Origin of the sequence: Streptomyces sp. Je 1-332 (assembly GCF_040730185.1) — a bacterium.
In the GTDB taxonomy this organism is placed as follows: domain Bacteria; phylum Actinomycetota; class Actinomycetes; order Streptomycetales; family Streptomycetaceae; genus Streptomyces.
The window spans coordinates 387,625-409,777 of record NZ_CP160402.1; the positions used below are offsets into that span (position 1 = coordinate 387,625).

Consider the following 22,153-nt stretch of genomic DNA (forward strand, 5'->3'; position numbering starts at 1 on the left):
TGAATATGCGCAAGTTCTTGCAGCAACAACCCCACAACAGACAGCGGTAGTTGAAATGTCTTGCAGAAAGCATTGACGTGCACATGCGTGGGCGGCAGGCTCCCCCTCGGAATCCCCCACGAAGGAGCCGCACCATGCAGCACCGTTCCCGCCTGCTCGCCACCACGTCGGCCGGGGTCCTGGCCGCGGCCGGTCTCGCCACGTTCGCGCCCTCGCAGTCACAGGCGACACCGCCCGGCGAGAAGACCGTCACGGCCACCATGTTCGAGCGCGAGTTCGCGGAGGTGGGCAAGGCCTGCACCGACCAACTCGGCCCGGCGGGTTACGGCTACGTCCAGGTGTCCCCCGCGTCCGAGCACATCCAGGGCGACCAGTGGTGGACCTCGTACCAGCCTGTCAGCTACAAGATCGCGGGCCGCCTCGGTGACCGCGCCGCCTTCGAGAGCATGGTCGACGCCTGCCACCAGGCGGGCGTCAAGGTCATCGCGGACGCCGTCATCAACCACATGGCGGCGGGATCGGGGACGGGCACCGGTGGCACGGCGTACGGCAAGTACGAGTACCCCGGCTACTTCCGGGACGCGGACTTCCACACCTGCCGCACGAGCATCGACGACTACACCAGCCGCGACAACGTCCAGAACTGCGAGCTGGTGGGCCTGGCCGACCTCGACACCGGCAGCGACGCGGTGCGCACCACCATCGCCGCCTACCTCGACGACCTGCGGTCCCTGGGCGTCGACGGCTTCCGTATAGATGCCGCCAAGCACATGTCCGCCGACGACGTCGCCGCCATCAAGGGCAAGATGAGCGACCCCGGGTTCTGGGTCTCGGAGGTCATTCACGGCGGCGGCGAGGCCGTCCAGCCCGAGGAGTACACGGGCATCGGGGACGTCGACGAGTTCCGCTACGGCGGGCACCTCAAGAGCGCCTTCCAGGGCGGGAACATCGCGCAGCTGAAGACGGTCGCGGACGGCAAACTGGGCAGCGGTTCGGCCCGTACGTTCGTCGACAACTGGGACACCGAGCGCAACGGCTCGACGCTCACCTACAAGGACGGCGCGGCTTACACGCTGGCCAACGTCTTCATGCTCGCGTCCCCCTACGGCTCACCGAACGTGTACTCCGGCTACGAGTGGTCCGAGAAGGACGCGGGCCCGCCGAGCGGCGCGGACGGTTGGACGAACACGCACGCCCAGCAGGCGGTCGCCGGCCTGGTCGGCTTCCGCAACGAGGTGGGCGCCGCCGAGCTGACCGACTGGTGGGACAACGGCGGCAGCGCCCTCGCCTTCGGCCGCGGCGGCAAGGGCTTCGTAGCCCTCAACAACGGCGACGGCGAGCTGCACCAGACGTTCGCGACGTCCCTGCCGGGCGGCACCTACTGCAATGTCGCCAAGGCGTCCCCGGACAGCTGCGACGGCGACACGGTCACCGTCGGGGACGACGGAAAGATCGAGACCACCCTGCCCGCCCGCACCGCCCTGGCACTGCACACCGGCGCGAAGGCGGGCTGACCCTGCGCCAGGCGGAACACCGGATGACGTGGCGACTCGGCGGCGACCACCTCGGCCTCAGCGACCTCGGTCCGTGATCGGAACCCGGCTCGACCAGCGCCTCAGGAGCAGCGGCAGCAGCGCGCACTGCGCGGCGACCGCGACCCAGAACAGGCCCGCACTGCCTGCGCGTTGGGCCAGCTGATAACCCTCGCCCCCGGCGGCTCCGCTGGCGAAGGCGCCGATACCGGCCGCGAGTCGCTGGTGGCCGAACACGACCGCAGGGGCACGGGCCGAGCGTGCGAGGGCTTCCAGGTCGTTCTTGAAGAAGAGGACGATCTCACCCAGGCAGACGAGCAGGGCTCCGAGCAGGATCGCCGCATGGTCGCCGATCGCGAGCGCGGCCATCCCGGCGGCCATCGCGCCGAAGCCGAACCACAGGGCACGGACGTAGGGCAGGCGCGCGATCCAATCCGAGAGGAGGGGTTGCGCGACGACGAGCAGGAGGGCGTAGAGCGCGAGGACCAGGCCGTAGTACGTCGCCGAGGTGCGGGGCACCGCGTACAGCGCGAGGTAGTGCTGGAAGTACATGAAGACGTACAGGCTCAGCACGGTGGTCACGAAGGGGAGCACGGCGAGGCCGGACAACGCCCGTTCCCTGGGCTCGGGTTGACCTGGCCCGGCCTTGATGGGTTGCTCTCGTCCGGCCCCCACGGCCTGACCGGGGCCGGGGCTCTCGGCGGGCAGCAGGGCGTGGCCCACGGTGATCGCCGCGAACAGCGCGGTCACCGCGGTGAAGAGGCCGGCCGATGCGCTGAGGACGAAGGGCGCCGCCGCAAGCGGCCCCAGGGCGATGCCCGCGTTCAGGGCGGAGCTGCTCGCGGACAACAGCAGGGGGCGCTGCTCCTCCCCCGCCTCGTGTATCAAGTAGGCCTTGTTCGCGGGAAGATAGAGGGCCGCGCCGACGGAGACCAGGAAGAGGGCGAAGACGGCGGCGACCGGGTGGCGGAGGCCGGGCAGGAAGCAGGCGAAGCCCGCTGTGCGGATCACCAGGGCGAGCAGCATCGTGCGCCGAAGGCCGATGCGTTCGGCGACCACGCCGCCCACCACTCCGCCCGAGAACTGCACCAGCGAGGCGACGGCGAGCACGACGCCGACCGTCCCGAGCCCCATGCCGAGCCGTTCGTGCAGCAGCACCGACATGAAGGGCAGGACGGCGAAGCTGCCCAGCGGTATCAGGAACGATCCGGCCAGCAGGAAGCGTTGCGGCGCGGTGAGCCGCGCGAGGCCGGATCGAAGCGATCGCAGGCGCCCGCGCGGCTTCCCGATGAGCGTCACTCCGAGGCGTCGGCGGCGACGAGTGCCCGTATGCTCCCGGCCGCGCTCAGCGCACGGTGCAGGGCGAGTTCGGCGGTGGCGCCCTCGGCAAGGACGATGCCGGTGCAGCCCCGCTGATCGCTCACATGCTCAAGGCGGTCACCGGGGGCCGCGGTCGGGTACCACTCGGGTGAGCCGGGGAAGGCGGCGAGGCCGTCCACGCCGGCCCATCCGGTGAGCGTGCCGGGCCGGTCGGGGTAGACGAGGACGAATCCCGTGGCGGGGCCCGTGGCCGCGGGCGCGTCGAGCAGGGCGGGGCGCAGGCCGAGCGCCACGGCGACCATCGCGTCGTACACGTTGGTGCGCAGGGCCCGGCACAGTGCCTCGCCGACGAGCGCGCCGCCGATGCGCCGGTTGATCTCGACGAGCTGCGGTCCTTCGGCGGTGAGCACGAACTCGACGTGCCCGAAGCCCGCGTCATGGCCCGCCGCCTCCAGGACGCGCCCCACCCAGTCCTGGACGAGGGCGAAATCCGGTTCCGGCAGGGCCACGGGGAAGGACGCGGCCTCCTCACGGACGGACGGCTCCGGCGACATCTGGCGGCTGAGCACGCCCAGGAGCTTCGTCTCACCCGCCCAGCTGAGTGTCTCCGCGCTGTAGACGGGCCCGGCGAAGAAGGGCTCCGCGAACAGCCGCCCGGAGAAGGGGCGTTGGGCGGCTTCGCCAAGAGCGGCGTGCAGCTGCCGCTCGTCGCGGACCAGCCAGACGTTACGGGATGAGGTGCCCGCCGAGTCCTTGAGGACCGCCGGGAGGCCGAGCTGCCGGAGCACCTCGTCGGCCGCCGCGGGCCCGGCAGGGATCGTGAGGGCGGGTCCGCGGCTCAGGTTCTGCTCGTGGAGGAGGTTGCGCACCCGGGACTTGTCCCGCAGGACACGGACCGCGGCCGGGTCGGGTCCCGGTAGGCCGAGTTCGGCGGCGAGATCCGCGCCCGGCACGCTCCAGGTGTCGGTCGAGTTGATGAGCCCCTTCAGGCCGGGTACCGCTGCGAGGGCGGCGGCGGACGCGGAGGCGTCGCGGGTGTCGACGTCGACGATGTCGAGCGCGCCCGGCGCCAGGCGGTCCAGTTCATGCCGGTACACGGCACGGTTGCCCGTGAGCAGGCAGAGGCGGTGCCCGGCGGCCTCGGCCGCTTCCACCATCCGTCCGAGGCCGAAGGTGAGCGCTTCCAGGGCGGCGATCGTCACGATGCCTTTCCCTCCTTCTTCGTGCGTACGTCGTAACTGCGCCGGTTCCACTCCATCGCCGACCACGGCAGCGCGAGGTCGGTCAGGTCCGTGATCTGGTGCGGCTTGAGGGTGCGCGGGTCGAGGGCCTCCTGGTGCCGGGCGAAGACCCGCTCGGTGTAGCGGTGCCCCGTGTCCGCGCCGATGACCAGGTGCATGCGGTCCGGATTGCGTGCCGCCTCCCAGCCCGTGACGAGGTGGGCCGCCCCGGTGGACAGGCCCGCGAACACCGCGTGGGCGCGCAGTAGATCGACGGCTCCCGCCATGGCGTGCCGGAAGTCGACCCAGTGGAGGGTGTCGTACAGGTCGTGGCGGACGTTGTCGAAGGGGATCGAGCTGCCGATCCCGGCGATGATCGCCTCGGGATCGCTGAAGTCCTCGCTGCCGAAGGTGACACTGCCGAACGGCTGGATCCCCAACAGCCGTACTTCCCGGCCGCGTTGGCGCAGCGGCTGGACGAGTCCGCCGGTGGAGGCCCCGGTGCCGACGGCTCCGACGACCGTCAGCGGGGCGTCGGGCAGCGCGGCGTCGACCAGGTCCGCGAACTCCTCGTAACCCGTGTAGTGGACGCCGTCGTGGTACTGGCGCATCCAGTGCACGTCGGTGCGCTCGCCGAGGAGTTGACGCACGCGACGCACGCGGCGCTCCTGGTCGAGGCGCAGGCTGTCGGAGGGTGGCATCTGGTCGACCGTGGCGCCGAGGATCTCCAACTGGGCCCGCATCGCGGCGTCCACGGTGGTGGAGGCCACGATGTGGCAGCCGAGTCCGTAGCGGTGGCAGGCCATGGCGAGGGCGAGGGCGTAGATGCCGCTCGAGCTGTCGACGAGGGTCTGGCCGGGCCGCACGGTGCCGTGCTCCAGGAGGGTACGCACGGCGCCGAGCGCCGCGTACACCTTCATCGTCTCGAAGCGCGCGAGGACGACGTTGTCGCAGAGGCGCAGCAGGTCGGGGGCTTTCATCGCGTCGGTGATGTGGCCGTGGACGGTGGCCGCGGGGGCCGCGGGGGCCGCGGGTGCTGCCGTGCGCAAGGGGGTCATCGGCCCACCGACCGGAGGTAACCGCCCAGGCGCTCGGCGCCCTTGACGTTGCGCGGGCCGCTGACGGCGTCGCCGTAGGACATGACGAAGAAGCGGCTGTTCTTCACGGCCGGGACCGACTTGAGGCTGTCGAGCGACTTCAGGTAGGCGATCTTCTCCTTGGCCGGCTGGTCGGCGTAGTCGATGATGACGATGACCTCGGGCTTCGCCTTGATCACCGGCTCCCAGCCCACCGTCGTCCAGCCCTTGTCCAGGCCGTCGAAGATGTTCGTGGCGCCCGCGGCCTTGATGATGTCGTTCGGTGCGGCGTGCCGCCCGGCGGTGAAGGGCTGGTCGGTGCCCGAGTCGTAGACGAAGGCCTTGGCCGGGTCGCCCTTCTCGGGCCAGGTCTTCTTCAGGGCGGTGACGCGCCCCTTGAGGCCGGTGACGAGCTTCTCGGCGCGCTTCTCCACGCCGAAGATCCGGCCGAGGTTGTCCAGGTCCGTGTAGAGCGCTTCCAGTGGCGTGACGTCGACGCTCTTGTCGCCGTAGTCCCAGCACGTCTCGGTGTGCAGATAGCTGGCGGAGCCGACCTTCTTGAGGAGGGCGGGCGTGATGCCGCGCTCCTCGCTGAAGCCGGAGTTCCAGCCGGCGAGGACGAAGTCGGCCTTGGCGTCGGCCACGATCTCGCGGGTGATGCGCTCGGTGCCGAGGCGCTCCACGTCGGCGTAGTCCTCGCGCCAGGGCGAGCCCTTGATGGAGGGGTCGCCGAGCTTGTTCATGACGTAGCCGCGCATCCGGTCGGCGAGGCCGAGGGAGAACATCTTCTCGGCGCCGCTGACGTCGTAGGCCACCGGACGCTCGGGACGGGTGTACGTGACGTCCTTGCCGCAGTTGGAGACGGTGACCGTCTCCGTCTTGTTCTTCGCCGTCGGCTCGACCTCGGCGCCGCAGCCGGTGATCAGGAGCCCGGTCGTGAGGAGTGCGGCGGTTGCCAGGGCGCGGGGCAGCGGTGGTCGGATCATGAGTGGGGTCCTTCTGCCAGGGCGTCGGCGGGGGCCGGGGTGCCGGTGGGGGCGAGGTCGTAGACGAGTTGGGGGATGCCGGTGCGGGGGTGGTGCACGACGGTGGCGTCGACGCCGAACACCTTGCGGATCAGCTCGGGGTTGAGGATGTCCGCCGGGGGCCCCGTGGCGACCAGGGAGCCCGCGCCGAGGACGGCGATGCTGTCGCAGGCGGCGGCAGCCAGGTTGAGGTCGTGCAGGGCCGTGAGCACGGTGAGGCCCGATCCGCGCAGGAAGGACAGGAGCTCCACCTGGTGGCGGATGTCCAGGTGGTTGGTGGGCTCGTCGAGGACCAGGACGCGCGGTTCCTGCACGAGGGCGCGCGCCACGAGCACGCGTTGCCGCTCGCCGCCGGAGAGGGTGAGCACGCTGCGGTCCGTGAGGTGGGTGACGTCGAGCCGGTCCATCGCCTGTCGGCACAGGGCGTGTTCGCGTGCGGTGAGGGGCTGGTTGCCGCGTGCGTGGGGGGCGCGGCCGAGGGCCACGACCTCCCCGACCGTGAAGTCGAGTTCGGTGTGGCTCTCCTGGGTGAGCGCGGCGATCGACCGGGCGCTGTCGCGCAGCTTGAGCGTCGACAGGTCGGATCCGTCCAGGAGCACGGCTCCGGACGTCGGCTTCAGCGCCCGGTAGACGCAGCGCAGCGCCGTGGACTTGCCACTGCCGTTCGGGCCGACGAGCCCGACGATCCGCCCGGCCTCCACCTCGATGTTCAACCGGTCGACCAGGGCGCGCCCCGCCGCCTCGACCGAGAGTTCCCGCAGTACGAGGGTCATCTACCGCCCTCCGAACAGATAGCCGCGGCGCCGCATCAGCACGATGAACACCGGTACGCCGATCAGCGCGGTGATGACCCCGAGCGGCAGTTCCTCGGGGGCGAAGGCGGTACGGGCGACGAGATCGACCCAGACCAGGAAGCAGGCCCCGGCCAGTGGCGCCACGGCCAGGACTCGGCGGTGCGTCGAGCCGACGAGGATGCGCACGACGTGCGGCAGGACGAGCCCGACGAAGCCGATCGCGCCGCTGACCGCGACGATCAGGCCGGTGACCGCCGCCGTGAGGAGGAAGAGACGGCGCCGCAGCGCCTCCGCGTCGACGCCCAGGCTGGCCGCGGTCTCGTCCCCCAGTGAAAGGACGTCCAGGGAACGGCTCTGGCGCAGCAGCACCACGATCGTCACCAGTACGGCACCGGCCGCCAGCGGCAGCGACTCCCAGGACGCCGAGCCGAGGCTGCCGAGCAGCCAGAACAGCACGGTGCGCGCGGCCTGGCCGTTCGGGGACAGGAAGACGAGCACGCTCATCAGGGCCTGGAACCCGTAGGCCAGTGCTACGCCCGTGAGGACAAGACGCAGCGGTGTCAGGCCGAGCGGGCCGCGCGCGGCCAGGTACACCAGGACGGTGGCGCCGAGCGCCCCGAGGAACGCGGCGGCCGACAGGGCGTAGACGCCGAGCCCGGCGAAGACTCCGAACACCACGACAGCGGTGGCCCCGACGGAGGCGCCGGACGAGATGCCGAGGACGAACGGGTCCGCGAGCGCGTTGCGCACCAGCGCCTGGATGGCGACGCCGACGACCGAGAGCCCCGCCCCGACCACGGCGGCGAGCAGCACCCGTGGGGTGCGCACGTGCCAGACGATGGAGTAACCGGTCACGTCATCGGCCCCGATACTGCCGCCGGTGAGGGCGGCGGTCAGGAAACGCACGACGTCCCCGAGCGGTACGACGGTCGGCCCGAGCGCGATACCGGCGATGACGGAGACGACCAGCGTCCCGGAGAGCACCGCCAGCGTGGTCACGAGCCGGCCGCGGCCTGCCCTGCCCGCCGCCTCGTGAGGGGCTGCCTCGGGGGAAGCGGTCCCGGGTGATGCCTCTGTCGGGGCATCAGATGTGGCCTCGGTCATGAAGTCCCTTCACCCGTTGGACAGTTCGGAGCGCTGTGGCCGCCCTTGCGGGGTGCGGCACGATCCAGTAGTCGGCGGGCATCGCCGCTCAGTTCCCGGAGATTCACGAACTGCCCCCCGTCAGCGGACGGGCTTGGTCCCTCGCACGATCAGGCGCCGGGCGTGGTGGTCGTAGGGCTCGGCGTCGAAGCCGCCGAAGCACTCCACGCCGGTGAACCCGGCGTCCTCGAAGAGGCCGCGCAGCTCCGCCGCGCTGTAGAGGAAGGAGGTGAGGGAGGCCTCGCGCGCGACACCGTCACGCACGAGCGTCCAGTCGGTCCGCAGCCGTGTCCAGCTGTCCAAAACGGTGTCGCGCTGCACCACGTACGCGCCGTCGAGTTCGACGAGTTGAGGGCGGCCGATCCAGCCGGCGAGGACTTCCTTGCCCATCACGTCGATGAGCAGTTGCCCGCCCGGCACCAGCGATGCGTGCGCGTTGCGCAGCACTTGGACGTTGTCCTGCGGGTCGTCGAAGTAGCCGAAGGAGGTGAAGACGTTGAGCACCACGTCGTACGCGTCCGGCTCGACGTGGGTGAGCATGTCGGCCTGGATCAGGCGGACATCGACCCCGGTGTCGTCGCACACGGACCGGGCGCGTTTCAGGAGTTCCGCGCTGAGGTCCACGCCCGTGACGCTGTAGCCGCGGCGCACCAGCGGCTCCAGATAGAGGCCGGGTCCGCAGCACAGGTCGAGTACGCGGCTGCCGGCCGGGAACCCGAGGAGCGGCGAGCGGGCGACGGTGGCCGCCGTCTCCTCCCGCCGCCGCTCGGAGAACATCGTCTCGGAGAAGTCGGACCAGAATCCCTCGTCCTCGTACCAGTGCATGCTGCCGCGACCTCGATCCAGTGGGCTGTCGTGGCCCGTACACCGCGGCTGCGTGAGCGGCGGCGTACGGGACGTGCGCACCAGTGGTCGGCTGCGGGTCGCGTCTGGTTCCCCGCTGCCTCCCTGTTGGTGCCCCGCTGTTTCCCGGCGCAGGGGCCCCGGGCCGACCGCCCGGCTCGCCGCGCGCGTACCGCCGGGTGACCATGGAGCTGATACCGGCCCCGGAGCCGGGTACGGGAGGCTCACGTGGCGCACACTCACACGACCGACGTACTGATCGCGGGAGCGGGCCCCGTGGGGCTGAGCGCGGCCGCCGAGCTGCGCCGCCACGGGGTGCGCTGCCGCCTGGTCGACCGCCTGCCCGAGCGTCTTCCGTACGCCAAGGCGGTCGGCGTACAGCCGCGCACCCTGGAGATCTGGGACCGGATGGGTCTGGCGCGCGCCGCGATGGAGAACGCCGCCCCGATGCGCGGCCAGCTGATCTACGCGAACGGTCAGGAGCGGGCGCGGATCGAGCTCGAGCTGCCGCCCGAGGTGCCCTACGGGTTCGCCGCGCTGCCGCAGTACGAGACGGAGCGGCTTCTCGAGGAGTACCTGGCGGGGCTCGGTACGGTCATCGAGCGCCGGACGGAACTGGTGTCGTTCGCTCAGGACCCGGACGGCGTCACGGTCCGGCTGCGGACGGCCTCCGGGGCCGAGGAGGAGTCACACGTCGGCTATCTGATCGGCTGCGACGGCGCGCACAGCACCGTCCGCAAGGGCCTCGGCCTGACGTTCGAGGGCGGCGCGCTGCCCGAGGAGTACATGCTGGGCGACGTCGAGGCCGACTGGGACCTGCCGCACGGATACGGCATCCGCTCCCTCCACGTGGCCGACGACGGCTCCACCGACGACCTGCTGGTCTGCATCCCACTGCCCGGCCGTGGCGGCCGCTATCGCATGTCGATGCTGGTCCCGCCCGAACTGTCCACGCGGACCACGGACCGGGGGCGAGCCGGGGACGACGGCGTCGTGCACGGCCTGGAGGGGCAGGTCGCCCCGGAGCTGCACCATCTCCAGGCCGTCGTCGACCGCCTGGCGCCGCGCCCTGCCCGCCTCTCCCGGCTGCGCTGGTCCTCCGTCTTCCGCATCAGCCACCGCATCGTCGACCGCTACGGCGAGGGACGCGTCTTCGTCGCGGGCGACGCCGCCCACATCCATCCGCCGACCGGCGCCCAGGGTATGAACACCGGCATCCAGGATGCCTGCAACCTGGCCTGGAAGCTGGCGCTCGTGGTCCGGGGCACGGCCGGGCCCGCCCTGCTGACCAGCTATGACGCCGAGCGCCTGCCGGTCGGCGAGGAAGTCGTCGGCCGGACCGTGCGGCACGCCACCCAGGGCATCGAGACCGACCCGGACGACCCGCGGACCCTGATGCAGCGCGAGGCCCAGCTGCTGGTCGGCTATCGGGGCGGTCCGCTGGCCCACGCCCCGTACGGACCGGCCGATGCGCCCCAGCCCGGTGACCGGAGCCCCGACTGTGGCGGTCTCACCGGGACCCTGGCCACCTACCCACTGCGTCTGCTCGACGTCCTGCGGGGCCGCACCGAACACGTCCTGCTGCTGTACGCGGACGACATCGCCGACGTGAACGCAGCGGCCGCGGCTGCCACCGACGGAGGTGGCCCCGCCCGCGCGGGCCTGGAGACGATCGCCGTCCTCGCCCGCGGAGGCGCACCGGACCTCGCAGGCACCCTCACCGTTCCCGGATACCGCGACGCCGCAGGAGAGTTCGCCCGGCTCTACCGACCGGAAGGACCGACCGGCTTCGTCGTCCGCCCCGACGGACAGCTCGGCGCCCGCTTTTCCCTCGCGGACACCGCGGCAGCCCTCGCGGACTACCGCACGGCCACATCCATGCCGGGGTGACCGCGCTCCCCAATCGGCTCCGCCCGCCGGAGAGGGCTACGCGCCGCTCGCCTTGAGCATGTCCTCGCGCTCGACGATCTTCACGCGCTCGCGCTCCTCGGCCACGCCGAGGGCCTTCTCCGCAGCGTCGAGGCGGTGCCAGCCCTCCCACGTGGTGAAGCGGATGTTCCGCTCGCCGAGAAAGGTGTTCACCGCCGCCGGTTCGGGGGCGGTGGGCGTGTGCAGACGCTCGTTCGCGTGGTCGTCGAGGAGGCTGGCGACGGTCTCGTTGGCGTCACCCTTGGTGTGCCCGATCAGGCCCACGGGGCCACGGCGGATCCACCCGGTGACGTACGTCGACTGCAGGTGCTCCCCGGTCTCCTCGATGACGCGGCCTGCCTTGTCCGGCACCGTGCCCGACGCGACGTCCCAGGGCAGCTTGGGCAGTTCGTCGGAGAGGTAGCCCACCGCGCGGTAGACGGCGCCGAGGTCCCAGTCCTTGAACTCGCCGGTTCCCTTGACGTTCCCGGTGCCGTCGAGGGCGGTGCGCTCGGTGCGCAGGCCGACGACCCGGCCGTCCTCGCCGAGGATCTCGGTCGGCGACTCGAAGAAGTGCAGGAACAGCTTGTGCGGCCGCTCGCCGATGTCGCGGATGGCCCAGTTCTCCAGCGTCTTGGCCACCATGTCGGCCTGCTTGTTGCCGCGCCGGGTCGCGATCGAGCCGTCGTCGTAGTCGATGTCCTCGGGGTCGACGATGACCTCGATGTTCGGGGAGTGGTCGAGCTCCCGAAGCTCCATCGGGCTGAACTTGGCCTGCGCGGGGCCGCGGCGCCCGAAGACGTGCACCTCGCGCGCCTTGTTGGCCTTGAGCCCCTCGTGGACGTTCGGCGGGATCTCGGTGGAGATGAGCTCCTCCGCCGTCTTGGCCAGGATGCGGGCCACGTCGAGCGCGACGTTGCCGACGCCGAGGACGGCGACCTTCTCCGCGTCGAGCGGCCAGGTGCGCGGCACGTCCGGGTGCCCGTCGTACCAGGAGACGAAGTCCGCCGCGCCGTACGAGCCGTCGAGGTCGATGCCGGGGATGCCGAGCGCCCGGTCGGCCGTCGCGCCGGTGGAGAAGATGACCGCGTCGTAGAAGCTGCGCAGGTCGTCCAGGTCGATGTCGCGCGGGTAGTCGACGTTGCCGAAGAAGCGGATCTGCGGCTTGTCGAGGACCTGGTGCAGGGCCGTGACGATGCCCTTGATCCGGGGGTGGTCGGGGGCGACGCCGTAGCGGATGAGGCCGAAGGGCGCGGGCATCCGCTCGAAGAGGTCGATCGACACACCGGGCTCGACCGCCACTGCGGATTTCAGCAGCGCGTCGGCGGCGTAGATGCCGGCCGGACCGGCTCCGACAACGGCTACCCGCAGAGGGCGAGACATGATCAGGTTTCCCTTCGAGCGAAGACATGGGGCTCGTGGGGAAGCCTAAACTAAGGCAATCCTAAGTTAGTACTGGGGTTGGACCTATGACCTCATAAGGTCGCCTTATGGGATCACGAAGGCGAGGTTTGGGCCACGGGTCGCTCACGGGAGCCCACTGCAAGATCAAAAGTCGCACGGGTTAGCATATGAGCGCCGCCTAGCTCGAAAGATAAACCTGTGACTGTCAATGACGACTCGTTCACCAATTGGAAGCACCGCGAGGAGATCGCGGAGTCGATGATCCCGATCATCGGGAAGCTGCACCGGGAGCGGGACGTCACCGTCCTGCTCCACAGCCGCTCCTTGGTGAACAAGTCGGTGGTCAGCCTCCTCAAGACCCACCGATTCGCGCGACAGATAGCCGGTGCGGAACTCTCCGTCACCGAGACGCTGCCGTTCCTCCAGGCCCTCACCACCCTCGACCTCGGTCCTTCGCAGATCGACGTCGGCCTGCTCGCCGAGGCGTACAGGACCGACGACCGTGGCATGTCGGTGGCCGATTTCACCGCCGAGGCCGTCGCCGGAGCCACGGGCGCCAACAAGATCGAGAGCCGCGAGGGACGCGACGTCGTCCTCTACGGCTTCGGCCGTATCGGCCGCCTGGTCGCCCGCCTGCTGATCGAGAAGGCCGGTTCCGGCAACGGCCTGCGCCTGCGCGCCGTCGTCGTCCGCAAGGGCGGCGAGCAGGACATCGTGAAGCGCGCCTCGCTGCTGCGCCGTGACTCCATCCACGGTCAGTTCCAGGGCACGATCACCGTCGACGAGGCGACCAGCACGATCATCGCCAACGGCAACGAGATCAAGGTGATCTACGCCAACGACCCCTCCGAGGTCGACTACACGGCGTACGGCATCAAGGACGCCATCCTCATCGACAACACCGGCAAGTGGCGTGACCGCGAGGGTCTCTCCCAGCATCTGCGCCCCGGTGTCGACAAGGTCGTCCTGACCGCGCCGGGCAAGGGCGACGTCCCGAACATCGTGCACGGCGTCAACCACGACACGATCAAGCCGGACGAGCAGATCCTGTCCTGCGCCTCCTGCACCACCAACGCGATCGTCCCGCCGCTGAAGGCGATGGCCGACGAGTACGGCGTGCTGCGCGGCCACGTGGAGACCGTCCACTCGTTCACCAACGACCAGAACCTCCTGGACAACTTCCACAAGGCCGACCGCCGCGGCCGCTCCGCGCCGCTCAACATGGTCATCACCGAGACCGGCGCCGCCTCCGCCGTCGCCAAGGCGCTGCCCGACCTCAAGGCGCCCATCACCGGCAGCTCGATCCGCGTCCCCGTCCCGGATGTGTCGATCGCCATCCTGAGCCTGCGCCTGGGCCGCGAGACCACCCGCGAAGAGGTCCTCGAGCACCTCCGCGACGTCTCGCTGCACTCGCCGCTGAAGCGCCAGATCGACTTCACGACCGCTCCCGACGCCGTCTCCATGGACTTCGTCGGCTCGCGGCACGCCTCGATCGTCGACGCGGGCGCCACCAAGGTCGACGGCGACAACGCGATCCTCTACCTCTGGTACGACAACGAGTTCGGCTACTCGTGCCAGGTCATCCGTGTCGTCCAGCACGTCTCCGGCGTGGAGTACCCGACGTACCCGGTGCCGGTGGCCTGACCAGGGCATACGGCTCGGCGACGGGCGGCAAGGGGTTCGTTCCCTTGCCGCCCGTCGCCGTTCCCCGTCACCCGCCGAGCAGCCTGCGGGCGCCGAGGGCGAGGGAGATCTCCACCAGGTCGCCGACCCGGGTGAGGCTGCGGCCGGTCAGCTGCTCGACGCGGCGCAGCCGGTTGAGGACGGTGTTGCGGTGGCAGTAGAGGCGGGCGCCCGCGCGTTGCGCGGAGCCGTCGGTCTCCATCCAGATGACGAGTGTGTCGATGAGGAGGTCGCGGTCGGCGGGGTCGAGGGAGCGCAGCGGGCCGAGGACGCGCTCGGCGAGCGCCTCCGCGAGCTCGGGTGACGAGACGACCAGGGCGTCGGGCAGCCGTTCGTCCAGGAGTACGGTGCCGCCGCTGCGGGGGCAGGCGCGCAGGGCGGTGTCCGCGAGGCGGCGGGCGCAGGGGACGGCGGCGAGGCCCTCCACCGGTGAGCCGATGCCCGCGCGGGCCCCGGGGGGCAGCGCGAGACCGGCGCCGAGGGCGGACAGTTCGGCTGCCGGTCCGGCGTCGGTGTTGCCGAGCAGTACCAGGATGTACTGGACCCCGGGCCCGGTGTGGTGCAGCGTCCGCGTTCCTGGCGGCAGGGCGGGGTTGCCATTCTCCCCCGCCACGGCGATCACGGCGTACCACCCGTCCTCGGGCAGGCCCAGGACATCGGCGGCGGTGGGCAGGTCCGTGAGACGCGCACTTCCGTCGAGGAGGCTCGCGGTCAGGAGCCGCAGGCGGTTCTCGTGCCGCCAGGCCATGCGGCGCTCGGTGCGGCGGTAGGCGTCGGCGACCACGCCGCAGTGCTCGTCGACGAAGTTCCATACGTCCGTGGCGACATGGATGAGCAACCGCATGTCGTCGGGGTTGCCGCGCGCGACCTCCTGGACCAGGCCCTGCCACACCATCGCCCCGCCAAGCCGGAAGGCGTGCAGTAACGCGTCGAGCGGCAGGCCCCGTTCAGCACGCACACCGGCGATCTGGATGGATGTGCGGTGGGCGGCCTCCCTGGTCTCCGCCGGCTGGAGGAGCGAGGTCACGCTGTACCGCAGGGAGCGGTGCACCTCCTGCCACACCTCGGTGGGGCGGGCCTCGATGTCCGTACGGTAGGCGGGTTCCTGCTCACGCAGCTCCGCGACGAGCCGGTCGGTCATCGCGGGCAGGTCCCTCAGCAGGGCGCGGGCCGCGCGGTGCAGTACGGCGACGGCCTCGGCGTCGAGGAGGGAGCGGGCGCCCGGTGTGAGCGGGGTGATGGCGGGCACTTCGTGCAGGGGCCCGACCCGTGACCGCAGGACGTGTGGCATGGGGCCTCCACGGGAGTGTGCGCAACCGCACTGCCGGATCTTCCTGACGCCCGAAGAATGGCATACCGCCCGGTCGGTACCTAGAGGTGTGCGGCAATCTCCTCATCACGGTCCGGCAACCCTCCGTCGCCGCCGAGGAGCCGGGACAGCTCGACGCGGGATCGTACGCCCAGCGCCGCGAACACATTGCGCAGGTGGTGGTCGACGGTGCGGTGGCTCACCGACAGGCGTTCGGCCACCTCGCGGTTGGTGGCGCCCTCCGCCACGTGACGGGCGATGCGCTGCTGCTGCGGGGTCAGCGCCGAGAGCACTCCCGCTCCCGGCTCCCCCGCCACCGCCTTGCCCGCGGCGCGGAGTTCACCGCGGCTGCGGTCCGCCCAGGCGCGTGCGCCGCAGCGTTCGAAGCCGACCAGCGCGTCCCGCAGCGGGCCGCGCGCCTCACGGGTACGGCGCCTGCGGCGCAGCCACTGGCCGAACAGCAGCTGCGTGCGGGCGCGTTCGAACTCGCCGGGCGAGCGGTCGTGGTGCGCGAGGGCGTTCTCGTACGAAGCGGCTGTCTGCTGCGGTGGAGCCAACAGGGCCTGGCAGCGGGCCAGTTGGGCCGGAGCGAGCCGGTCCGCGGTGGCTTCCGTCCAGCGGGTGAACTCTTCGGTGGCCTTCCGGGCCTCTGCCGTGCGCCCTGCCTGGACGGCCGCTTCGACGAAGCAGGGGACCGCCAGCATCCTGACGGCGAAGTGCCCGCGCCGGGGGCCGGGGGTGACCAGCGGGGCGAGGCGGGCCGCCGCGTCCCCGGGGCGCCCCGCCGCGAGATCCGACCGCGCGACGGCCCAGGCCGCGAGCGTGGCCGCCTGGTTGAGACCGTGCGGCCCAGCGCCCTCGGCAGCGGCCGCCGCATGCCCGGCGCAGGCCTCGGCGTCGCCTTCCACGGACGCGGCGAGCGCGAGGACGGCGTGCAGACAGGCGGCGACGTTGGGCTGCCCGATACGGTGCGCCGCCCGAAGCCCTTCGAGGGCGTGCGCCCGCGCCGTGGTGTGCCGCCCCGCACGCAGCTCTCCGTACGCCAGGTGTTCCAGGGCGCGCGGCAGCAGGACCTCGGGGCCGTGGGCGCGTACGGCGGCGAGCGCCCGGGCACCGGCGCCGCAGGCGGTGTCGACCTCGCCGACGACCAGGGCGGCAGCCCCGCAGCGCAGCAGACCGGCCGGGTCAGCCGTCCCGGGTAACGCGTCCAGGCAGCGGCGCAGCAGGGCGTGTCCCTCGGCGATGCGGCCCGCGAGGACCGCGCACATACCGGCGCGGTACGCCTCCAGGGAGGGGTCGTCGGCACAGGCGGGGACGCGTGCCATCGCCTCCCGGTAGGCCGCGGCATCACCCATCGCCCAGGCCGCCTCCGCCGCGCCGATCAGGGCGTGGCGGGCCGGTGCGGGTGGGAGCAGCGCGGCGGCTGCGAGCAGATCCTCCCGGGCGTCGGCGGCCGGGCCGTCGCCGAGGGACAGCAGCCCGCGCACGCGGTGGACCCCGCCGTGCGCGGGAACGGCGGCGGTGCGGGCGAGCAGGGCGCGGGCCCGGACGGGGTCGCCCGCCAGGCGGGCGGCTTCGGCCGCGTCGGCGAGGCGGTCGGTGCGCAGCCTCGTGTCGACGGTGAGGGCCGCGGCGCGGGCCAGGGCGGCGGAACGCTCGGCGTGCGGGCGCGGCGCGCTCGCCGCGGCGGCGGCGGCGGCGAGGGCTTCGGCGAGCCGCGCGTCGTACTCCCCTGCGGCGCAGGCGAGTTGCACCAGCCGGGAGAAACGGTCCCCACACACCGCGGCAAGCCAGGCATGGGCGGCTCTGCGGCGAGCGAGCGGGCCACGATGCAACACGGCCCGCCGAAGAAGCGGATGACCGAAATGAACCCGCCCCCCAACCCTGACAACCACCCCGGCAACCTCAGCCGCAGCAAACCCACCGGGCCCACCCTCAGCCTCCCCCTCCCCAACCGCCGCCGCCCGTAACACCAGTGACAGGTCGGCCCCCGCGCCCTCAGCTTCGTGCTCCCCCGCCGCCGCGGCGAGCAGCAGCAAGGTGCGGGTGTCGGGTGGCAGGTCGGCGAGGGGGGTCGTGAAGTCGTCGAGGAGGGGTTCGGCACCGGGCAGCGGATCGGGCAGCGGGGTGCGGCCGGCCAGCTGGTCCGGGGTGAGGGCCGCGACGAACGCGGTGAGCAGGCGTGGGGTGCCCGCGGCCTCGCGGATCAGCCAGGCTCCGACGACCGGGTCGGCCGAGCCGCGGGTCAGCCGGTCGAGCAGGGCGGCCGCCGCACTGTCGTCGAGCGGGCCCAGGCGCAAAGGCATGAGGTCTCTCAACTCCCTTGCACCGCAGCCGTGTTCAGTGTGCGTGAGCAGGACCGCCACCGGTCTCTCGGCGGGCAGGCGGCGTAAGTCGGCCAAGAGGGCGGCCCGGGCCGCCGGGTGCCACCGGTGCGCGTCGTCGACGCAGACCAGCAGCGGGCCCTCCTGCGGCAGTGCCGCAGGGGCGGCGAGCTGAACCGATGGGAGCGGGGCGCAGATGGCTCGCGCGTACTCCACGAGCGCGGTGCGGCCGAGGCCCGGCTGCGCGACAAGGGCGAGGACGCCCCCTCGGCCCGCCCGCAAGCGTCCCACCAGGGATTCCACCGCAACGATTGCCTCGCGGCGGCCGTAGAGCTCGGGGGCCGTGAGCACGCCGGGTCCGGTCGTCGAAAGGGTCACGCCCGCACGTTACTCCGCGTAACACCCCCCGGAAGCCCCGCGTCCACCGCACTGGGCGCACCACCAACGGCAGCCGCGTCCGGGTGTGCGCGGGCACAGTCCGCGGGCCGGGGGGAGGAGGGGGACGACACACGTCGTCCGCCGCCGGCTGACCACCGGCGACGGACGACGGGCCCCCATGACGGGCCGTCAGGGTCAGGAGTTGTGCGGGCAGTTGCCCCGGTACTCCTCGATGGTGAGGCTCGGCCTCGGCAGCGGGCAGAGGAACTGCTCGAAGCGGGTGTCGTTGTCGATGAACCGCTTCAGCCACGAAATGCTGTACTTCGCGATCGTCGTGTTCGACGAGTTCGGCGTGAAGTGGGAGGCGCCGTTGAGCTCCAGGTACGCCTTGTCCAGACTGCTCGGCAGCGACTGGTAGAACGGCTCGGAGTGGGAGGAGACAGGCGCGACGGTGTCACCGTCGGCGCCCACGACGAGAGTGGGCGTGCGCAGCTCGGGCCAGGTCTTGTCGGTGTTCCAGCCGGTCAGCGGGATCGCCGCCTTCAGCGAGGAACGGCTCTTGGCGGCCTCCAGGGTGCCACCACCACCCATCGAGTGCCCCATCACACCGAGCCGGGAGGCGTCGACGCGGCCCCGTACCGAGCTCGACTGCGTCAAGTAGTCGAGAGCAGACAGGAGTTGGCGGCCTCGGCTGTCGGGCTGGTCGACCGTCGTGTTGGTGTCGATGGTGAAGACCACGAAGCCCTGGGAGGCGAGCCGCGGCCCGAGCCAGGCGATGCTCGACTGGTAGGCGGTGAAGCCCGGGGAGATGACGACCGCACCGAAGGTGCCGTCGGCGGTGGACGTGGGGTAGTAGATGGTGCCGCCACCGAAGCCGGACACGCTCAGCGAGGAGACGGTGGTCTGCGAGACGGCGTACGAGCCGCGCGATGCCTCGATGCTGGAGACGGTGGGTTCGGGGCCACGCTCGTACGGGTTGTCCGCGGCGGCCTGGGCACCGGGCACGAGGCCGGTGCCGAGGAGGCCCGCGGTGGCGACCGCGGCGGCCAGGGCGGCCCGCACCACAGGGCGGGAGAAGACGTGCATGCGCACGGAGGGGTCCTCTCGGTCGTGGCGGGGCCGGCCGGGAGAGGGAGGTATGTCCCGGTGGAGACCGCCGTGTTCGTTGGCGGTCCCCACCGTGGCGGTGCTGACGGGATGTCGGCATCGGCGAAATCACCGGTGTCGTACGGACACCGACCCCGGCCCATCGAAGGTGCAGGCCCGAAAGGGGCGGAACAGTGGCGGTATCTACGCATTGGTACCCCCGGACCCACAGCGAGCGCACAGCACGGGGCAGGCCACCTCGCGCCCTACTCACGGGTTCGTTTGATTCTTCAACACATCGCGCGATTCATTGACGCGGACCGTTCACCTCTTTATGGTCGCCTGACCTTCCCCGGCGACCCCGCAACGGAGCACAATGAGGTCCCTCCCCCGCACGGCCCGGTTCATCGCACCCCTCCTCGTGGGTGTGCTTGCCGCCGCCGTTCCCCCCACCGCGGCGGCCGACATCGCGTCCCCAGGCACCGAGAAGCCGACGACGCCCGCGCCCTCGTCCGACGACGGCTGGACGCTGACGTCGACCCGTATCGACGCGAAGGACACGTACCACGCCCTCGTCGGCAACGGCTACCTCGGTCAGCGCGTCGCGCCCAACGGATCCGGCTACACCGCTTCCGACGCCAAGACCGGCTGGCCGCTGTTCAGCCGCCGTTACGACGGTTCGTTCGTCTCCGGCCTGTACGCGCACAACAAGGACACCACCGAGAACCGCGAGGTCGCGGCGGCCATCCCCACCTGGAGCCCCCTCACGGTCTCCACCGACGGTCCCGAGTCCGAGACGTTCACCTCCGCGACGCCGGCCTCCCGGATCTCGCACTACCGGCAGAGCCTCGACCTGCGCCGCGGCCTGGTGCGGACCGAACTCACCTGGACGGCCAAGGACGGCCGGGCGACCGACCTCGTCTACGACGTCCTCGCGGACCGCACCAACCCCCACGTCGGCGCCGTACGCCTGCGCGTCACCCCGCACTGGGACGGCGAAGCGAAGGTCACCGACCGCATCGACGGACGCGGCGCCCGGCGCATGACCGCCACCGGCGGCGGTGCACGCTCCGGGGGTCAGACCATGGCCGTGGGGTTCCGCACGGACGGCACGAAGACCGAAGGGTCGGTCGCATCGACGCTCCGCGCGGGGCATGGCGTGCGTACAGGAAATGAACAACGCTCAGCTCCTGCCCGCGAATTGAGCGCGCATCAGTCCGTCGGCATGCCCGTTCGCTCCGGCCGGACCTACGAGATGACCAAGTTCGTCGGCGTCGACACCGCGCTGACCTCCCGCTCCCCCGAGCGCGCCGCCGTCGCGGCCTCGCAGCGTGCTGCCGGGCGCGGCTGGGACGCGCTGTTCGCGGGCCACACCGCCGCCTGGCGCAAGCTGTGGCGCAGCGACATCGAGGTGGCCGGGCAGCGCGATCTCCAGTCGTGGGTGCGCTCCGCCCAGTACGGGCTGCTGTCCAGCACCCGCACCGGCTCGGCCAACAGCATCTCCCCCACCGGTCTGAGCAGCGACAACTACGCGGGGCTCGTCTTCTGGGACGCGGAGACCTGGATGTACCCCGCGCTGCTCGCCGCCCACCCCGACCTCGCCAAGTCCGTGGTGGAGTACCGCTACCGCACCCGGGACGGCGCGCGCGCCAACGCGAAGAAGCTCGGCCACCGCGGCCTCTTCTACCCCTGGACCAGCGCGAGCAAGGGCGATCTCAAGGCCGAGTGCCACAGCGTGGACCCGCCGCACTGCCGCACCCAGAACCACCTGCAGAGCGACGTGGCCCTGGCCGCCTGGCAGTACTACCTCGCGACCAAGGACCATCACTGGCTGCGCACCCGTGGCTGGCCGGTGATCAAGGGCACCGCCGAGTTCTGGGCCGACCGCGCCACACGCAACGCCGACGGCAGCTACTCCATCAAGGACGTCGCGGGTCCCGACGAGTACAGCAACGGCGTCGACGACGGCGTCTTCACCAACGCCGGCGCCGCCACCACCCTGCGCACCGCCACCCACGCCGCGAAGCTCCTCGGCAAGGACGCCCCGGCGAACTGGAACACCGTCGCCGACAAGCTGCGCATCCCCTACGACAAGAAGAAGCAGGTCTTCCAGCAGTACGACGGTTACAAGGGCTCGGTGATCAAGCAGGCGGACACCGTGCTGCTGATGTACCCGCTGGAGTGGCCGATGTCGAAGCAGGCCGCCACGAACACCCTCGACTACTACGCGGCCCGCACCGACCCCGACGGGCCCGCCATGACCGACTCGGTGCACGCCATCGACGCCGCCGCGATCGGCGAGCCCGGCTGCTCCGCGTACACGTACCTGACGCGCTCCATCCGCCCCTTCGTGCGTGGCCCGTTCGACCTGTTCTCGGAGGCGCGCGGCGACAAGGCGGGAGCGTCCGACCCACTCTCCGGCTCCCCCGCCCAGAACTTCACGACCGGCCAGGGCGGCTTCCTCCAGGTCTTCACCAATGGCCTGACCGGGCAGCGGATGCGCGAGAACAGCGTGCACCTCGACCCGATGCTGCCGCCGCAGCTGTCCCAGGGAGTGAAGCTCAACTCCCTGCACTGGCAGGGCCGTACGTACGACATCGCCATCGGCGCCCACGAGACCACCGTGCGCCTCACGCACGGCGAGCCCTTCGAGATCGAGACCCCGCAGGGCAAGCAGGTCGTCAGCGAGGGTGCGCCCGCGCACCTCAAGACCCGCCGCCCGGACCTCGAACCTACCGACAACCTCGCCAGGTGCCGTGCCGCGAAGGCGACTTCGGAGCAGCCGGGCCAGTACGCGGACGCAGCACTCGACGGCAACACCGCCACCGCCTGGGCCCCCGAAGCAGCCCGCGCCACGCTCACCGCGGACCTCGGCAAGGTGTCCCGTATCGCCGAGATCACCCCGCGCTGGACGGACGTGAAGCCCACGAAGTACGCGGTGCAGACGTCGCGAGACGGCCACCATTGGAAGACCACCGACCCGGACGAAGGAACCACGGCCCGCTACGTCCGCGTGAAGCTCACCTCCAAGGACCCGAAGAAGCCCGCGGGCATCCAGGAGTTGACCGTCAACCGATAGGTCGCGGCAGGAGCGGGCACGCGACGGTG

The 22,153-nt window shown here is 71.4% G+C and carries 15 protein-coding genes; 4 read left to right on the forward strand and 11 right to left on the reverse strand.

Features of this window, described 5'->3' with window-relative positions; genetic code table 11:
- Window positions 1–134: 134 nt before the first annotated feature.
- Window positions 135–1,514 carry an alpha-amylase family protein gene (locus ABXJ52_RS01890; RefSeq protein ID WP_367038765.1) on the forward strand — a complete coding sequence of 460 codons (1,380 nt, stop codon included), beginning with the start codon at window positions 135–137 and terminating at the stop codon, window positions 1,512–1,514.
- A 57-nt stretch (window positions 1,515–1,571) separates the two neighbouring features.
- On the opposite strand, the gene ABXJ52_RS01895 is transcribed toward ABXJ52_RS01890, so the two are convergent.
- The 7 genes from ABXJ52_RS01895 to ABXJ52_RS01925 all read right to left on the reverse strand — a co-directional run bounded on the left by ABXJ52_RS01895 (window position 1,572) and on the right by ABXJ52_RS01925 (window position 8,935).
- Window positions 1,572–2,822, reverse strand: coding sequence for an MFS transporter (locus ABXJ52_RS01895; protein ID WP_367048756.1), 1,251 nt, complete (start codon window positions 2,820–2,822; stop codon window positions 1,572–1,574).
- Between the two features lie 5 nt (window positions 2,823–2,827).
- Window positions 2,828–4,054: an ATP-grasp domain-containing protein gene (locus tag ABXJ52_RS01900; protein ID WP_367038766.1), complete on the reverse strand. Its 1,227-nt coding sequence runs from the start codon at window positions 4,052–4,054 to the stop codon at window positions 2,828–2,830.
- On the reverse strand, window positions 4,051–5,130 hold the full coding sequence (locus ABXJ52_RS01905) for a pyridoxal-phosphate dependent enzyme (RefSeq protein WP_367038767.1): 1,080 nt from the start codon (window positions 5,128–5,130) through the stop codon (window positions 4,051–4,053). Before ABXJ52_RS01905 ends, ABXJ52_RS01900 begins: the two co-directional genes overlap by 4 nt.
- Window positions 5,127–6,134 carry an ABC transporter substrate-binding protein gene (locus ABXJ52_RS01910; RefSeq protein WP_367038768.1) on the reverse strand — a complete coding sequence of 336 codons (1,008 nt, stop codon included), beginning with the start codon at window positions 6,132–6,134 and terminating at the stop codon, window positions 5,127–5,129. Before ABXJ52_RS01910 ends, ABXJ52_RS01905 begins: the two co-directional genes overlap by 4 nt.
- Window positions 6,131–6,946, reverse strand: a complete 816-nt coding sequence (locus tag ABXJ52_RS01915) for an ABC transporter ATP-binding protein (protein WP_367038769.1) — start codon at window positions 6,944–6,946, stop codon at window positions 6,131–6,133. The genes ABXJ52_RS01910 and ABXJ52_RS01915 overlap by 4 nt, the downstream gene beginning before the upstream one ends.
- On the reverse strand, window positions 6,947–7,966 hold the full coding sequence (locus ABXJ52_RS01920; protein WP_367048758.1) for an iron ABC transporter permease: 1,020 nt from the start codon (window positions 7,964–7,966) through the stop codon (window positions 6,947–6,949).
- Window positions 7,967–8,191: 225 nt separating this feature from the next.
- On the reverse strand, window positions 8,192–8,935 hold the full coding sequence (locus tag ABXJ52_RS01925; RefSeq protein WP_367038770.1) for a methyltransferase domain-containing protein: 744 nt from the start codon (window positions 8,933–8,935) through the stop codon (window positions 8,192–8,194).
- A gap of 246 nt (window positions 8,936–9,181) precedes the next feature.
- Here ABXJ52_RS01925 and ABXJ52_RS01930 point away from each other — a divergent pair, with 246 nt between their 5' ends.
- The gene (locus ABXJ52_RS01930) at window positions 9,182–10,843 is read left to right on the forward strand and encodes an FAD-dependent monooxygenase (protein WP_367038771.1); all 1,662 of its coding nucleotides are present in this window, start codon (window positions 9,182–9,184) and stop codon (window positions 10,841–10,843) included.
- Window positions 10,844–10,879: 36 nt separating this feature from the next.
- Here ABXJ52_RS01930 and ABXJ52_RS01935 read toward each other — a convergent pair whose 3' ends face one another.
- Window positions 10,880–12,244: an FAD-dependent oxidoreductase gene (locus ABXJ52_RS01935; RefSeq protein WP_367038772.1), complete on the reverse strand. Its 1,365-nt coding sequence runs from the start codon at window positions 12,242–12,244 to the stop codon at window positions 10,880–10,882.
- A 219-nt stretch (window positions 12,245–12,463) separates the two neighbouring features.
- On the opposite strand from ABXJ52_RS01935, the gene ABXJ52_RS01940 reads away from it, so the two are divergent.
- The gene (locus ABXJ52_RS01940) at window positions 12,464–13,909 is read left to right on the forward strand and encodes a glyceraldehyde-3-phosphate dehydrogenase (RefSeq protein WP_367038773.1); all 1,446 of its coding nucleotides are present in this window, start codon (window positions 12,464–12,466) and stop codon (window positions 13,907–13,909) included.
- Window positions 13,910–13,976: 67 nt separating this feature from the next.
- Here the strand turns inward: ABXJ52_RS01940 and ABXJ52_RS01945 are convergent, their stop codons facing one another.
- The 3 genes from ABXJ52_RS01945 to ABXJ52_RS01955 form a co-directional block, all read right to left on the reverse strand.
- Window positions 13,977–15,239 (reverse strand): helix-turn-helix domain-containing protein, encoded by a 1,263-nt coding sequence (locus ABXJ52_RS01945; RefSeq protein ID WP_367038774.1) that lies wholly within the window; start codon window positions 15,237–15,239, stop codon window positions 13,977–13,979.
- Between the two features lie 80 nt (window positions 15,240–15,319).
- A complete protein-coding gene (locus ABXJ52_RS01950; RefSeq protein ID WP_367038775.1) occupies window positions 15,320–17,959 on the reverse strand; it encodes a LuxR C-terminal-related transcriptional regulator in 2,640 nt (879 codons plus the stop codon).
- Window positions 17,960–18,154: 195 nt separating this feature from the next.
- Window positions 18,155–19,045 (reverse strand): alpha/beta hydrolase, encoded by an 891-nt coding sequence (locus tag ABXJ52_RS01955; RefSeq protein ID WP_367048760.1) that lies wholly within the window; start codon window positions 19,043–19,045, stop codon window positions 18,155–18,157.
- Between the two features lie 376 nt (window positions 19,046–19,421).
- Here ABXJ52_RS01955 and ABXJ52_RS01960 point away from each other — a divergent pair, with 376 nt between their 5' ends.
- Window positions 19,422–22,124: a discoidin domain-containing protein gene (locus tag ABXJ52_RS01960; protein ID WP_367038776.1), complete on the forward strand. Its 2,703-nt coding sequence runs from the start codon at window positions 19,422–19,424 to the stop codon at window positions 22,122–22,124.
- Window positions 22,125–22,153 lie beyond the last annotated feature (29 nt).

Excerpts from the sequence above, each read along its gene's own strand:
- ABXJ52_RS01925 (WP_367038770.1), bottom strand. The coding sequence starts at position 8,935 with ATGCACTGGTACGAGGACGAGGGATTCTGGTCCGACTTCTCCGAGACG.
- ABXJ52_RS01960 (WP_367038776.1), top strand. The coding sequence starts at position 19,422 with ATGAGGTCCCTCCCCCGCACGGCCCGGTTCATCGCACCCCTCCTCGTG.
- ABXJ52_RS01935 (WP_367038772.1), bottom strand. The coding sequence starts at position 12,244 with ATGTCTCGCCCTCTGCGGGTAGCCGTTGTCGGAGCCGGTCCGGCCGGC.
- ABXJ52_RS01955 (WP_367048760.1), bottom strand. The coding sequence starts at position 19,045 with ATGCACGTCTTCTCCCGCCCTGTGGTGCGGGCCGCCCTGGCCGCCGCG.
- ABXJ52_RS01910 (WP_367038768.1), bottom strand. The coding sequence starts at position 6,134 with ATGATCCGACCACCGCTGCCCCGCGCCCTGGCAACCGCCGCACTCCTC.
- ABXJ52_RS01945 (WP_367038774.1), bottom strand. The coding sequence starts at position 15,239 with ATGCCACACGTCCTGCGGTCACGGGTCGGGCCCCTGCACGAAGTGCCC.
- ABXJ52_RS01890 (WP_367038765.1), top strand. The coding sequence starts at position 135 with ATGCAGCACCGTTCCCGCCTGCTCGCCACCACGTCGGCCGGGGTCCTG.
- ABXJ52_RS01905 (WP_367038767.1), bottom strand. The coding sequence starts at position 5,130 with ATGACCCCCTTGCGCACGGCAGCACCCGCGGCCCCCGCGGCCCCCGCG.
- ABXJ52_RS01915 (WP_367038769.1), bottom strand. The coding sequence starts at position 6,946 with ATGACCCTCGTACTGCGGGAACTCTCGGTCGAGGCGGCGGGGCGCGCC.